The sequence below is a fragment of the uncultured Maribacter sp. genome, from assembly GCF_947496775.1.
GTDB lineage: Bacteria > Bacteroidota > Bacteroidia > Flavobacteriales > Flavobacteriaceae > Maribacter_B.
Genome location: NZ_CANMDU010000007.1, coordinates 40,397 through 53,072, shown reverse-complemented (window position 1 = coordinate 53,072; position 12,676 = coordinate 40,397). Strand labels below are relative to the sequence as shown.

Genomic DNA, 12,676 nt, shown 5'->3' with positions numbered 1-12,676 from the left:
AATTTACGGTTACTGTTAGGTTTAAAACACCCTGTTTACAGTTGTTTTATGGTACACTTTTAAATACGTTTGTTTATATGTAAATAAACTAGGTAGTCGGTTTTTAGTTTTTTAAAACCTATTGCTAATTACTAAAACTTCTTTTTTTGATGTTTTAGTATCGACGAAAAGTAAAAACTCCATTCTGTATGTAGTTATAAGGGTTTACAACAAACTAATTGGTTTGTAATAATTAAAAAATATTGCTTTCTTTTCTGCTTGTTTTCTATAAAATGTAAGATAAATCTCTTTAATCAAATAAGAAAAAAATATAATTTATACAATAATATGGTTGTAAGGCGTTTTATAGAACTCAATAATAAACCAAAATTATAACCATGAACTATTTTTTTAAATTACCATTAACTTTTTTATTACTTATTCTTTTTACTGCTTGTTCAGAAGAGGATGCAAATGTTGAAGATAAACTTGCAGATGTAGATCTTTTAATTGGCGAATGGAACTTTGTTTCTGAACATTCATATTATTGTGATACGGATGAAATTGAAACTTCAAGACCTGGAGATGTTGGTGTTATTAATACCTATACTTTTAAAGCAGATGGCACTTATATTGAAATAGTAGATGGGGAGTTTTATGAAAGCGGGGAGTGGAAAAAAAATGAGGATGGCACGTATAAAATTACACCTTTAGAAGATGCTTATGAAGATGATTTAGAAGCTTATGATATTAAGTCTGAATTTGATGGAAAGGATGTTTTAAAATGGGGAATGTACGGTTGCGAGGATAATGGTTCGGAAACCTATGAATATGCTAAATACGAAAGAAAATAAGCGTATTTCAGAATGTAAACATCTATACGTTTTATATATAAAGAGTTTAGTTTCTTTTTCTATTTTAATTAGAAAAGTCACTAAACTCTTTTTTTATTTTCTGTTAACTTTTATTTAAGAACAACTGCTACACGTCTATTTAAAGCTCTTCTAGTTTCTGTTGTATTAATGGCTAATGGAGATAGTTGTCCAACACCATGCGCAGATAATTGCGTAGAATTTACATGGTATTTTGATATTAAAGCTTTAGTTACGGCTTGCGCTCTTTTTTCAGATAATTTCTGGTTATTTATTAAAGATCCAATATTATCTGTAGGACCAACAATATAATAGGATTGTTTTTTATTTGAATTTAAATATGTAGCTAAGGTTTCTAATACCTTATAAGATTCTGGTGTAAGTGTATCACTACCAAAATCAAATAGAATATTGTGAAACACTTCTTTACCTTCGTTTTTTATTTTTCTTCTATAAAGGCTGCAGATACCTGTCCAGTTTCCATATCCTCTTTTTCTACAATTTGGGCTTGAACAAAGATGTTATCTTTTAAACCTTTCCAAGAACTTCTATTGTAATGTATAAATAAGGCTAGTGTATAAATTTTACCATCCTTTTTTCCTTGTGCAACAAAATAAGCGTCTATCGGTTTCAATATTACTATTATGATGAGCTAGGGAATATCTAAAGTAACTTTATGGGGTTTATGTGCCGGTATTCTTTTTATCCCAAAGCTTGGGTAAATAATTTCAAAGCCAACAGATTTTAAGGCTTGTTCGTAATTAAATTATACTTCTTATACCGTTGCTCTTCTAATAAATATGGAGTTTAGTTTTTCTAAGTTTATGGAAGCTATTTCTTATGGTATTAGTTGCTATAGCATTTATAATGGTGTTCCAATAATTAGAATTGGTGTACTTATTTTTTTAAATTATTTAGTATAAGTTTTCCAAGTTTTAATAATTCAGCATCGGAACTATAACAAGGATTCTCATTGTTATTTAGTATTTCAATAAAGGCTTGTACATTGCCTATTCTAAAATGTAATGCTTTATTTGTTTTGGCTTCGTTGAAGGTGAAAAAAGCTTTATCTCCTAAGGAAGCATCTTTATAACTAGCAAAGAGTTGTGTGTTTTTTTTACGTTTATCAAAACTATTTTCTATCAATTCTCTTACTTGTTGAGGTTTTTGGCGACCATTAAACCCGCCCGAGTTGTAATCAAAAAAAGTTAGAGTAATAGAAATATTTTTAGAATTTTCACCTGTAGAAATATTGTATTTACAAATATTAGCGGTTTCAGGGCTTTTAAGGTCGTAATCCGGTGTTTTATTTGTAGAAAAACAAAGAGAAGAAAAATCTATAGCATTAATAAAATTGGAGCAACTTGCGTTTTTTTCAAAATAGATATCCGGTTTATCTTGCTCAATATGTAACGTACTTTTTTCTGAGCTAGTTGTTACGTTTTCTTTTTTAGCTTCTTTACAACCAATAAAAAAAGTAGAAAATAAAATGGCTAAAATTAGTAGTTTGTAAGATTTCATATAAAAGTATTTATGTAAAAGTAGGTAAAGTTTCTTTTATAAATAGAAGTGTATGTTGTTGTTTTTAATACTATTAGCTCTCAGAAGTGCTATTCTTATAGACTATAAACCTATTGCATATACCTTTTACTTATAGCTTTAAACTTATATTGCGTTATAAAACTATAAGTAAAAGGGTATATGGTTTTTTTAAATGTTTTGCTAGACTAGTATTACATTAAAGCTCTTTAAATTTAATATTAAATGTACCTTGCGTAATAGTTATAGTAGATGTGTTCGCATTAAAAGTACCTTCAATAGTGTTGGTTGCATCATTAAAAGAAGTTATGGTTATATTTCCGCTGGTTAGGGGTTCAAAACTATCTACTGAAGTTACAGGGGAATAACTGCCTAAAATTTGAGGAGTGTTTAAGAGATCAAAAATTTTAAAAGTACCTTCAGTGATATCTCCTGGAAGAATAAACTGAATTACTTTTGAATCTTTAGACTCCGCCGTGATAGTAATTTTTTTTGAAGCACTTAATTGTACTGCCAGTATATCGGTAGATGTAAAATCTTCACCTTCTACGATAGCTGTAAAAGTGTTTGAATTTAATTCATTGCTACTATCATTAGAATCCTTTTTGCAAGCTGTAGATAATAAGATTAATAAAATTGCAGTAGTTTTAGAAATGTAGTTGTTTAATATTTGTTTCATAATGGTTTATTTGTAAGATGCAAATGTCCATCTATTAAAACAGTAAAACGATAACATTTGTTTAGGTTTTTAAATGTGCCTGCTTTTTTAGCCTGCTTAAATGAACAGAAGTTATATTAATATAGGAAGCTATCATATGTTGTGGTACTTTATTGTGAATATCAGGAAAAATGCTATTCATTAAATCAAATCGCTCTTGAGGTGTATGTGTATAAAAATGTTGCAATCTGTTATCAAAATAATAGAAATATTGATTTAAAATTTTTCGGCCTAAGAGTTCGCCTTCTTTTAAATTAGAATAGAGGTATTGTAAATTTTCATTACTAATTACTATCATTTTAGTGTCTTCTATTGCTTCCAAAGTATACATAGCAGGTAAGCCAGATGCTAAAGCAGTATAATCGGCAATAAACACATTTGGTATTGCAAAATGTGTGGTATGTTGTTTTCCTTTACTGTCTGTAATGAATAACCTTATAAAACCATCTTCAATGAAAAATAATTCTCTATCCGTATTTCCACTTTTTGAAATGGTTTCTTTTTTTTTGAAATGTTTAATTGTACAACGAGATATGGATTCATTTAGAACATTATCGTCTACATTTATTAAAGACTTAATGTATGGTATAATTTTTAAGTTATTACTATCTGTTTTCATAAAAGTTTTGATTGTAGTGTTAGTAATTGGTCTACTAAAAGTTAAAACAACGATTGTTGTTTTGCCGGGCTTTCTAATTCTAAAAGCCATTTTTTTCTATGCAGACCGCCAGCATAACCCGTAAGTGAGCCATCACTACCAATTACTCTATGACATGGAACAACAATCCAAAGAGGATTTTTACCATTTGCAGCTGCCACAGCACGTATTGCTTTTGGGTCTCCTAAGGTTTTAGATAAATCCATGTAGGAAATGGTTTTTCCATAGGGTATATCCTCTAAAGCTTTCCATACGCGTTTTTGAAAATCAGTACCTTCTGGGTTGAGGATTAGATTAAAGTCTTTGCGTTCTTCTTTAAAGTATTCCCTAAGTTGGTAAACGGTATCTTCTAAAACTTCAGGGATGACTTCTGTAATGGGTACGTCTGCATTGAGTACAGTAATCGAGACAATGCCATTTACATCGCCCGCGATTTTTGTTATTCCTAATGGTGTAGCAATGTATGCTTCTTCCATATTACTCTAACTCTGTATTTTCTTCTATAATTCCTAAACGCTTGGCACGTGCTTGCCAATTCTTACGTGCTAAATGTTGTAAATTATCTACCTTATCACTTTCATCTACTATTTCTAACCCAAGTAATGTTTCAATAACATCTTCCATAGTTACTAAACCACTAACAGAACCGTATTCATCGACCACCAAGGCAATATGTTCTCTTTTTTCAATAAGTGTCTCGAACAAATCTGGAATAGGAGTATTTCTATTAGTGATAATTATATCTCTTCGTATAGTCGCAAGGTTAGATTCTCCGTTTTTATGAATCATTTCCTCTAAAATATTATCCTTCAGCACATAACCAGTAATATGGTCTAGCTTATCACTATAGGTAGGAATTCTTGAGAAGCGCATTTTCGGGTTTTCTCTAAAGAACGAATCTATACTTTTACTTTCAGAAGCTGTTATCATTACAGAGCGAGGCGTCATGACATGTTTTACTAAAATTTCATCAAACTTTAATAAATTTTTAATCACTTTAGATTCGGATTCCTGAAAAACACCTTCTTCTTGGGCAATATCTGCCATGGCTGTAAAATCTTCTCTGCTTAAAACACTACCATGGTGCCCTTTACCCCCAACTAATTTTGTGAATAGTTGTAAAATCCAAAGTATGCCAGTCCATTTCAATAGCAATACCATTATTTTTAGAGATTTTGCTGTGAAACCAGAAAGTTGTTTCCAATACGTTGCACCAATAGTTTTAGGTACAATTTCAGAAGCAATTAAAATTAGCAATGTCATTATTGTAGAAACTACACCGACCATTAAATCTTCGGAAAATTCTATTCCAAGGATAGATTGTTGTGTTGCTCCGTACAATTCCTGGTATGCAACTTTGGCTTGTACACCGACTAGAATTGCACCAACAGTATGTGCAATAGTGTTTAAAGTAAGAATTGCTATTAGAGGTTGGTCTACATCTTTCTTTAGTTCTTCTAATGTTACAGCAAAATCTTTGCCTTCTTTTTTCTTAACATTAATAAAGGTTGATGTAACACTTAGTAAAACTGCTTCTAGAATTGAACATAGAAAGGAAAAGAAAATAGAGATAAGCGCATAAAAAATTAAAAGTCCCATGGAAAATGTTTAAAGAACTAAAATACATATAAATTCACAGATTGTATTTTTATTCTGTTATTATAACGATAAGTATTTTTTATAAATAAATCTACCGATTCTTTAAATTTGAAATACTTAAGGAAAATAGCTGTTTTTTAAAATATTGATATACAGTATCTTTTATTTTACAATAATCGTATACGATTATATTTAAATTGCTTATTGTAAGTGTGTTAAATGAATATTTGGCGTTTGTTTCTTTTTTGGATAAGAATTTAAAATAAACTAATAGGTATTCATTATAATTGGCCTAATAATTTAGCTACATCTTTTGCAAAATAGCTAGCTATTATATTTGCGCCGGCCCTTTTAATGGCAATTAGTTGCTCCATCATTACCGCATCATGGTCTAGCCACCCTTTTTCTGCCGCAGCTTTAAGCATAGCATATTCTCCAGAAACTTGGTAAACTGCAATAGGTACATCTACTTCGTTTTTAATTTCACGAACAATATCTAAGTAACATAAACCAGGTTTAACCATAACGATATCGGCACCTTCATCAATATCCATTTGGGTTTCTCTAATAGCTTCAAACCTATTAGCGTAATCCATTTGGTAGGTTTTTTTGTCTTTTGGAATATTTTTATTGTCTACTGGAGCAGAATCTAATGCATCTCTAAAAGGACCATAAAAGGCACTAGCGTATTTTGCACTGTAACTCATTATTCCAGTATTGGTATACCCTTCATCTTCTAAAGCCTCTCTAATGGTTAGTATTCTACCATCCATCATATCACTTGGTGCAACAAAATCTGCTCCAGCTTCTGCATGAGAAACACTCATTTCTGCAAGAACTTCGGAAGATGCATCATTTACTATTTCTCCGTTTTCAATAATACCATCATGACCGTATACAGAAAATGGGTCTAAAGCAACATCGGTCATTACCAACATCTCTGGACAAGCATTTTTTACAGCTTTTACAGCACGTTGCATTAGTCCGTCTGGATTTAAGGCTTCTGTTCCCTTATTATCTTTTAAATTATCTGGTACTTTGGCAAAAAGTAAAACTGAACAAAGACCAAGATTCCAAAGCTCTTTTACTTCTTTTTCTAAATTATCTAAACTTAGTTGAAATTGCCCTGGCATGGATGGAATTTCTTTTTTTATACCTTTTCCTTCCACAACAAATAGTGGCACGAGAAAATCATCCGGAGTTATTATGGTTTCACGAACTAACCTGCGAACAGCTGTATTACTACGTAATCTTCTATTTCTTATAAGTGGGTACATAAAGTTGTTTTACTGAAAATTTGTTTTAAAGTTACAAAGTAAAGAAAATGCACTATAGAAATTGCTTGTAAACCAATATAATTGGTATTTAAAACGTTCATTTGCTACTTTTATAACTTAAAACTATTTCTTTTTTGATTCTCAGCTTTACTTCTTTACGGTTTAAATTTCCTTGGCGTACCTACCAGGCTAAATTTTTAAATCATTTTGTAGAGCACATTAAAGACAATCATTTGCATGTTGTAGCCCCTCCCGGTTCAGGGAAAACAATATTAGGTCTAGAAATGGTTCGTTTGATTGGGAAGAAAACTCTAGTTTTAAGTCCTACTTTGACTATACGCAATCAATGGGAGAATAGGCTACAAGAGTTTTTTGCTGAAGAAAGCGACTATAAAGCATACTCTTTTGATGTTTCTAAGCCGTCTGATATTACTTTTAGCACCTACCAAGGGTTACATGCATTTTACAAAAAACAAGCCTCTAAGGAGGAGTTTTTGACTTTTTTTAGAAAACAAGGGATAGAGGCCTTGGTTCTAGATGAAGCACATCATTTAAAAAATGAATGGTGGAAATGTTTGTATGCCTTAAAATTAGACCAAAACCTTACTATGGTAGCACTAACAGCTACGCCACCTTACGACAGTGGAAGTATTGAGGTACAACGGTATTTTGATTTATGTGGTGCGGTAGACGATGAAATTGCTATCCCTGATTTGGTTAAAGAGGGTGATTTATGTCCGCACCAAGATTTTGTCCACTATTCCCTGCCCGATACGGTTACCATAAATTTTATTGTAGAATTTAGAAGAAAAGTAGGGCAGTTGTTACTAGATATTCAGAACGATAGTACTTTTCGTGATTTTGCACTTAATCATAGATTTTATAGTCGCACAGAGAGTTGTTTGGATGAAATTTATCAGAATCCCACCTATTTTTCTGCATTGTTAATTTACCTGCAATCTACTGGGGTAGATATTCCATACAAAAAAGTAAAGATTCTTGGTTTTGGTCGAATGGAAAAAATAGAATTTCCGTCTTTAAATAACCATTGGTTAGAGGTTTTGTTACAGCATTTGTTTTTTACAGATAGAAATCAATTTTTCGAATACGAATCTTTTTTAAAGCGATGGGAAAAGGAGTTGAGAACGCTAGGGGTTTTAAAAACAAAACGGGTAGACTTGATTGGGAGTGATGCGTTTTACAGAGCCTTGGCTACAAGCCCCAGTAAATTAAACAGTATTGTAACTATAACGGAAAACTCTTATGCGAACCTCAAAGAAAAACTACGCGGCGTAATACTGACGGATTATATTCGAAAGGAGTATTTAAATACCCAAGAAGAAGATGTTAAAGCGTTAGATAAGCTGGGGGTGCTTTCTATATTCCATAAGCTTAGATTGGCTGAAATAGACAAAAAATCAATTGGTATATTAACAGGAAGTATTGTTATTATCAGTAGACAAGTGCTTTTAGAATTGGAAACACTTTTTTCAGAAGAAAAAATAGGTTGTACTGCGTTGCGGTCAGATTCTGATTTTGTAATAATTCGGAAGGATAGCTCTAAAGGAATGTCACTAGTAGAAATGATAACAGAACTTTTTCAGAAGGGATATATTAATATACTTATTGGTACAAAATCGTTTTTAGGCGAGGGTTGGGATGCGCCAGCAATAAATACCCTAATTTTGGCTTCTTTTGTTGGTTCTTTTGTTTCGTCTAATCAGATGAGAGGAAGAGCTATCCGTTCCTTAAAAGGAGAAAAGAATAAAACCGCTGTTATTTGGCATTTAGCATGTTTAGAACCTTTTTCGGAAAGTGGTGGACGGGACTATGAAACTTTATCTCGCCGTTTTACTGCATTTATGGGTGTTTCTACCAGTGCCCCAGTTTATATAGAAAATGGTATGGATAGAATAGGCAGTATCCCAGAAATTACAGAAGAAGCAATAGAGCATGCAAATAGTATTGCATTACGGGCATCTGTGGAGAGAGCGAAAATTAGGGCCCATTGGAAGACAGCTATTGAAACTGGCAATGGCTTGGTATGGGAATTAAAGAAATATTTTAGGGGAAGTAGAAATTATAAAAGGCAGAAGGCTTTGCACTATAGAGATATGGTGGTCTATAGCTTTGCAGAAATTATAGCGGGCCTCTCTTTTTTCTTACCAGAGTTCCTCCTTAAAAATACCGAAGTTATTTTAACAAAAGGATGGTTAACATTTTTGTATGCCTTAATTACCGCTTTTGTAATGGGATTTGGAGTTAAAACCTGGAAAGCAATTAAATTATACATCACTTACGGAAAGGTACATAAGGATATAGAAAGTATGGGATGTGCAGTAGTGGCCATGATGACTAAATTAGGTTATATTACATCGGATGAAAAGGATTTAAATGTAGTGGCCAATGTAGATACTATGGGAACTGTTTCCTGTATGTTATTGGGTGCTACGGATTATGAGAGTGCCATTTTTATTAATGCGCTAGATGAAATAGTGGCGCCAATTGAGAACCCTCGTTATTTATTAGTTCGGGGCGGATGGGTACGAAAAGTTTTGGGAATAGATAGTTATTTTGTGGTTCCGACTATTTTTGGTGATAAAAAGGAGAAAGCAAACTTGTTTTTACAATTTTGGATAGAGAAGGTTGGAGGAGCAAAACTTCTGTATACTCGTAGTTTAGAGGGTAGAAAATTACTTTTAAAAGCGAGGATTTTACATATATCTAACACAACAGAAAAACCTACTAAAAAAGCCGTGATTTGGAAATAGGTTATTCTAGGGAATGCAAATTTTCCTGTTTGCACTTAATTATTTGATTTAGATTTTCATCCAAATCATATTTTTTCCAAGAATCTATATCTTTTCTAATTTTTATCGGGTTTAAATCCTTATCAATATATTTTTTGATGGATTGCACGATTGGATCCTCTAGACCAGACACTTTTAGAATAGATTTATTGCCAGGAACACTAAAATTGTCGTCATAATCATAGCAGATAACTAAGACTTTATCACCAACAACTAAATCTAAGCCATTGAAACAATCGGACTTAAAATAATTCTGATTGGTATATTTATTATCACCAAGATCCTTAATTTTAAAAACATTTTCTATTTGTATTATGCCTTCTTGAGAAGTGTATAAGGGGCCAGCTATATCAGAAGGGTTTTCAATATTTGTGACCGACCCTAAAAATGCTAAAGCAAATTCTTCACCGCATTGTCCTATAAAAGGACCAGATTCTGGCCACCAATACGTATAACCTACATTAAGAGTATCTGGGGTAAAAGTTATTTCTATATCGCTTTTGTGTTTTTTAGAATTACAGGAAGTAAGGCTACTTATTATGAAGCTGATGAAAAGAGGTATTATGTATATATTTCGTTGCATATTTATTCTGCTAATCCTAAATAAACCCAATGTCCATTTTCTTTTACAAAAGCAGATTTTTCATTTAAGATATTTACTTTCCCGTTTTCGTAATAATGGGCGTTAAAAGTTACAGTTCCTTGGGCATCTTCTTTTTTTCCTTCGGTAGTTTCCAAAACTTCTAGTTTAATCCAAGTTACAGACTCTGCCCATGCTACAATTTCTTTTTTATCTTCTAAAACTCTTGTTTTAGAATGGTGGCTTTTCATTAAATAATCGCCATTACCAGTTGCAAAAGCGGAATATCTAGAGCGCATTAGTTGTTCCGCAGTTTCTGCATTTAAAATGTTGTTATGTAGGATGTTACAACATATCGTATATGATTTTTTACTACCGCAAAAGCAATTTTTATTCATTAATTTTCTTTAGATTTTTCTTTACTGAGTTTTATTATAGCTTTTAGTCGCTCTTTCCTAGTTTCTTGTTCCTTTTTAAGTTTATTCTTTTTACGGTTCATCAGTTTGGTGTGTTTGGCCTTATTTACCGTATTTTTTTCTTTACCCTTTTTAGCCATAATCTAGTGTTAAACCCAATCTTTTGGAGTTGCTAAAACCTGTAATAACTTTTCTTCGGAGCTACCTTTTTCTGGATGGTGATTGTAATGCCATTGTACATGTGGAGGAAGACTCATGAGAATACTTTCTATACGGCCATTGGTGCGTAATCCGAATAAAGTTCCTTTATCATGTACTAAGTTAAATTCTACATAACGGCCACGCCTAACCTCTTGCCAGTCTCTTTGTTCTTTAGTATACGGTAAATCTTTTCTTTTTATAACAATTGGTATATATGCTTCTAAAAAGCTATTGCCAACTTCGGTTACAAAGTTATACCAATCTTGCATAGACATATCATCGGTTGCTTTACAATAATCAAAAAATAAGCCTCCTAAGCCTCTTGCTTCATTACGGTGTGCATTCCAAAAATAAGTATCACATCGTTCTTTATATTTTTTATGAAAAGATGGATTGTGTTTATCACAGGAGATTTTGCAAATATTATGAAAATGAATAGCGTCTTCCTCAAATAAATAATAGGGTGTAAGGTCTTGACCACCACCAAACCACTGATCTACAATGTTACCTTCTTTGTCATACATTTCAAAATAGCGCCAATTAGCATGTACTGTGGGAACCATTGGGTTTTTAGGGTGCAATACTAAACTTAGTCCGCAAGCAAAAAAATCGGCATCTTTAACACCAAAATAATTTTGCATGCTTTCTGGTAAAGCACCATGTACTGCAGAAATATTTACCCCCCCTTTTTCGAAAACAGCTCCATTTTCTATAACACGTGTTCTACCACCACCGCCTTCTGGTCTTTTCCAAAGGTCTTCTTTAAATGTGGCAACACCATCTATTTCTTCTAATTTAGTAGTTATAGTGTCTTGTAGTTGTTGAATATAGGCGTAGAAAGTATCTTTCATATATCAGGAATATTTATAGGCGGGTTTTTATTTTGTGGCTTATAAAGTAATAATACTTCAATTAGAACTAAAAAACAATAATAGATTAGTCCAAAAAAAATGGCAATATGTGGCGTGTCTATAAACACACCACCGGATGTTTTTGCGGCATTATAACCAGAAATTTCTAAGTACTCTTCATGTAAACCAAGTTCCGGAATGGAATTCATAGTAAACATGATTACAAAAATCAATATAAAATATATAATTGCAGCTAAAACAGAAGTTAATATTGCTCTATTTTTTAAAGCCGGACTTACATCTGAAAATGCAAAACGCATGCGGTTAAATATAACTACTAAGTAAGCTATTAATATAGTGTTATTCTCTGTTGCAGCATTAAAAGCAAGTGCAAAAAGACCATACACTGGAAATAATACGTATAAAGATATTTTTCTAGGCATTACAGCCATAAATACACCAGAATGGACCATAATAAACTCAAAAGCCATTAGTGCTGCCAAAGCGGAAACAGTAGAAGCATCATTTATAGTTGGATTACTCCAAATTTTATAAAATTGATAGGCTATTAAAAGATTAATTAGGATACCTAAATATTCAAACTGGCGATCATATTTTTCAATTATCTGCATTAGTTTATTGAATTGTAATGTTCGTATAACTCCATATCTAACGAATCTTCATTAGGAGGAGTATGTTCTTTAGGTAACGTTTTTTGCCATGTAAAGTTACTTTTTATAGCAACCTTAATACTTGCGGTATTTGTTTTATGTACTATTATTTGCAGCCTTTGTAATGCTTTTTGAATAAAAGCCCATTTTGTTAAAAGCGTAATGGCTTTACTTGTAATACCTTGCCCTTCATAATTATACCCAATGCAATAAGCTAACTCCCCTTGTTTAGTTTGCCAGTTTAGTTCTTTTAAATAAATTATACCGATTATGTTTTTTTCTAAATTACTTCGGAGAATAAATAGGTACTCTTGGTTGTTTAGAAACTCTTTTGCTTTTTTATTTGTAAAAATAGCAGCTAGTTCTGGAGTTACATTTGCTGCTAATGTTAGAGGGAAATAGCGTTTTAATCTATCCGAATTAGAGGTAACAAAATCGCATAAACCCCAAGCGTGTTTTTCTTGTATTGGTTCTAGGTAATAAGAATCAAAATTCAAGTCCACTA

General features: G+C 32.2%; 16 protein-coding genes. 2 read left to right on the top strand and 14 right to left on the bottom strand.

Annotation, left to right across the window (positions count from 1 at the left end; all coding sequences use genetic code 11):
• Positions 1–377 precede the first annotated feature (377 nt).
• Positions 378–833, top strand: coding sequence for a hypothetical protein (locus Q0856_RS12040; protein ID WP_298505329.1), 456 nt, complete (start codon positions 378–380; stop codon positions 831–833).
• Between the two features lie 110 nt (positions 834–943).
• Here the strand turns inward: Q0856_RS12040 and Q0856_RS12035 are convergent, their stop codons facing one another.
• The 8 genes from Q0856_RS12035 to hemB all read right to left on the bottom strand — a co-directional run bounded on the left by Q0856_RS12035 (position 944) and on the right by hemB (position 6,642).
• Positions 944–1,273, bottom strand: coding sequence for an OmpA family protein (locus Q0856_RS12035; protein WP_298505326.1), 330 nt, complete (start codon positions 1,271–1,273; stop codon positions 944–946).
• 17 nt (positions 1,274–1,290) lie between these two features.
• Entirely contained in the window at positions 1,291–1,485 is a 195-nt protein-coding gene (locus Q0856_RS12030; protein WP_298505323.1) for a hypothetical protein, read from the bottom strand.
• Positions 1,486–1,748: 263 nt separating this feature from the next.
• Positions 1,749–2,372, bottom strand: a complete 624-nt coding sequence (locus Q0856_RS12025) for a hypothetical protein (RefSeq protein WP_298505320.1) — start codon at positions 2,370–2,372, stop codon at positions 1,749–1,751.
• 217 nt (positions 2,373–2,589) lie between these two features.
• A complete protein-coding gene (locus Q0856_RS12020) occupies positions 2,590–3,069 on the bottom strand; it encodes a hypothetical protein (RefSeq protein WP_298505317.1) in 480 nt (159 codons plus the stop codon).
• Positions 3,070–3,130: 61 nt separating this feature from the next.
• The gene (locus tag Q0856_RS12015; protein ID WP_298505315.1) at positions 3,131–3,727 is read right to left on the bottom strand and encodes a Crp/Fnr family transcriptional regulator; all 597 of its coding nucleotides are present in this window, start codon (positions 3,725–3,727) and stop codon (positions 3,131–3,133) included.
• Between the two features lie 41 nt (positions 3,728–3,768).
• Positions 3,769–4,242, bottom strand: coding sequence for a methylated-DNA--[protein]-cysteine S-methyltransferase (locus tag Q0856_RS12010; RefSeq protein ID WP_298474787.1), 474 nt, complete (start codon positions 4,240–4,242; stop codon positions 3,769–3,771).
• A 1-nt stretch (position 4,243) separates the two neighbouring features.
• The gene (locus tag Q0856_RS12005; RefSeq protein WP_298505312.1) at positions 4,244–5,365 is read right to left on the bottom strand and encodes a hemolysin family protein; all 1,122 of its coding nucleotides are present in this window, start codon (positions 5,363–5,365) and stop codon (positions 4,244–4,246) included.
• Between the two features lie 281 nt (positions 5,366–5,646).
• Complete coding sequence (hemB, locus tag Q0856_RS12000) at positions 5,647–6,642, bottom strand: porphobilinogen synthase (RefSeq protein ID WP_298505309.1); 996 nt, start codon at positions 6,640–6,642, stop codon at positions 5,647–5,649.
• A gap of 134 nt (positions 6,643–6,776) precedes the next feature.
• On the opposite strand from hemB, the gene Q0856_RS11995 reads away from it, so the two are divergent.
• Entirely contained in the window at positions 6,777–9,413 is a 2,637-nt protein-coding gene (locus tag Q0856_RS11995; protein WP_298505306.1) for a DEAD/DEAH box helicase family protein, read from the top strand.
• A 1-nt stretch (position 9,414) separates the two neighbouring features.
• Here Q0856_RS11995 and Q0856_RS11990 read toward each other — a convergent pair whose 3' ends face one another.
• The 6 genes from Q0856_RS11990 to Q0856_RS11965 are packed head-to-tail and all read right to left on the bottom strand — an operon-like array spanning position 9,415 to position 12,674.
• Complete coding sequence (locus tag Q0856_RS11990) at positions 9,415–10,035, bottom strand: hypothetical protein (protein WP_298474779.1); 621 nt, start codon at positions 10,033–10,035, stop codon at positions 9,415–9,417.
• A 2-nt stretch (positions 10,036–10,037) separates the two neighbouring features.
• Positions 10,038–10,430, bottom strand: a complete 393-nt coding sequence (locus Q0856_RS11985) for a YchJ family metal-binding protein (protein ID WP_298505303.1) — start codon at positions 10,428–10,430, stop codon at positions 10,038–10,040.
• Positions 10,430–10,588 carry a hypothetical protein gene (locus Q0856_RS11980; protein ID WP_298505299.1) on the bottom strand — a complete coding sequence of 53 codons (159 nt, stop codon included), beginning with the start codon at positions 10,586–10,588 and terminating at the stop codon, positions 10,430–10,432. Before Q0856_RS11980 ends, Q0856_RS11985 begins: the two co-directional genes overlap by 1 nt.
• A 9-nt stretch (positions 10,589–10,597) precedes the next feature.
• A complete protein-coding gene (hemF, locus tag Q0856_RS11975; protein ID WP_298505297.1) occupies positions 10,598–11,500 on the bottom strand; it encodes an oxygen-dependent coproporphyrinogen oxidase in 903 nt (300 codons plus the stop codon).
• The gene (locus Q0856_RS11970) at positions 11,497–12,132 is read right to left on the bottom strand and encodes a hypothetical protein (protein WP_298505296.1); all 636 of its coding nucleotides are present in this window, start codon (positions 12,130–12,132) and stop codon (positions 11,497–11,499) included. The genes hemF and Q0856_RS11970 overlap by 4 nt, the downstream gene beginning before the upstream one ends.
• Positions 12,132–12,674: a GNAT family N-acetyltransferase gene (locus Q0856_RS11965; protein ID WP_298505294.1), complete on the bottom strand. Its 543-nt coding sequence runs from the start codon at positions 12,672–12,674 to the stop codon at positions 12,132–12,134. Before Q0856_RS11965 ends, Q0856_RS11970 begins: the two co-directional genes overlap by 1 nt.
• Between the last annotated feature and the right edge of the window lie 2 nt (positions 12,675–12,676).

Excerpts from the sequence above, each read along its gene's own strand:
- Q0856_RS12040 (WP_298505329.1), top strand. The coding sequence starts at position 378 with ATGAACTATTTTTTTAAATTACCATTAACTTTTTTATTACTTATTCTT.
- Q0856_RS12025 (WP_298505320.1), bottom strand. The coding sequence starts at position 2,372 with ATGAAATCTTACAAACTACTAATTTTAGCCATTTTATTTTCTACTTTT.
- Q0856_RS12020 (WP_298505317.1), bottom strand. The coding sequence starts at position 3,069 with ATGAAACAAATATTAAACAACTACATTTCTAAAACTACTGCAATTTTA.
- Q0856_RS12015 (WP_298505315.1), bottom strand. The coding sequence starts at position 3,727 with ATGAAAACAGATAGTAATAACTTAAAAATTATACCATACATTAAGTCT.
- Q0856_RS12010 (WP_298474787.1), bottom strand. The coding sequence starts at position 4,242 with ATGGAAGAAGCATACATTGCTACACCATTAGGAATAACAAAAATCGCG.
- Q0856_RS12005 (WP_298505312.1), bottom strand. The coding sequence starts at position 5,365 with ATGGGACTTTTAATTTTTTATGCGCTTATCTCTATTTTCTTTTCCTTT.
- hemB (WP_298505309.1), bottom strand. The coding sequence starts at position 6,642 with ATGTACCCACTTATAAGAAATAGAAGATTACGTAGTAATACAGCTGTT.
- Q0856_RS11990 (WP_298474779.1), bottom strand. The coding sequence starts at position 10,035 with ATGCAACGAAATATATACATAATACCTCTTTTCATCAGCTTCATAATA.
- Q0856_RS11985 (WP_298505303.1), bottom strand. The coding sequence starts at position 10,430 with ATGAATAAAAATTGCTTTTGCGGTAGTAAAAAATCATATACGATATGT.
- Q0856_RS11980 (WP_298505299.1), bottom strand. The coding sequence starts at position 10,588 with ATGGCTAAAAAGGGTAAAGAAAAAAATACGGTAAATAAGGCCAAACAC.
- hemF (WP_298505297.1), bottom strand. The coding sequence starts at position 11,500 with ATGAAAGATACTTTCTACGCCTATATTCAACAACTACAAGACACTATA.
- Q0856_RS11970 (WP_298505296.1), bottom strand. The coding sequence starts at position 12,132 with ATGCAGATAATTGAAAAATATGATCGCCAGTTTGAATATTTAGGTATC.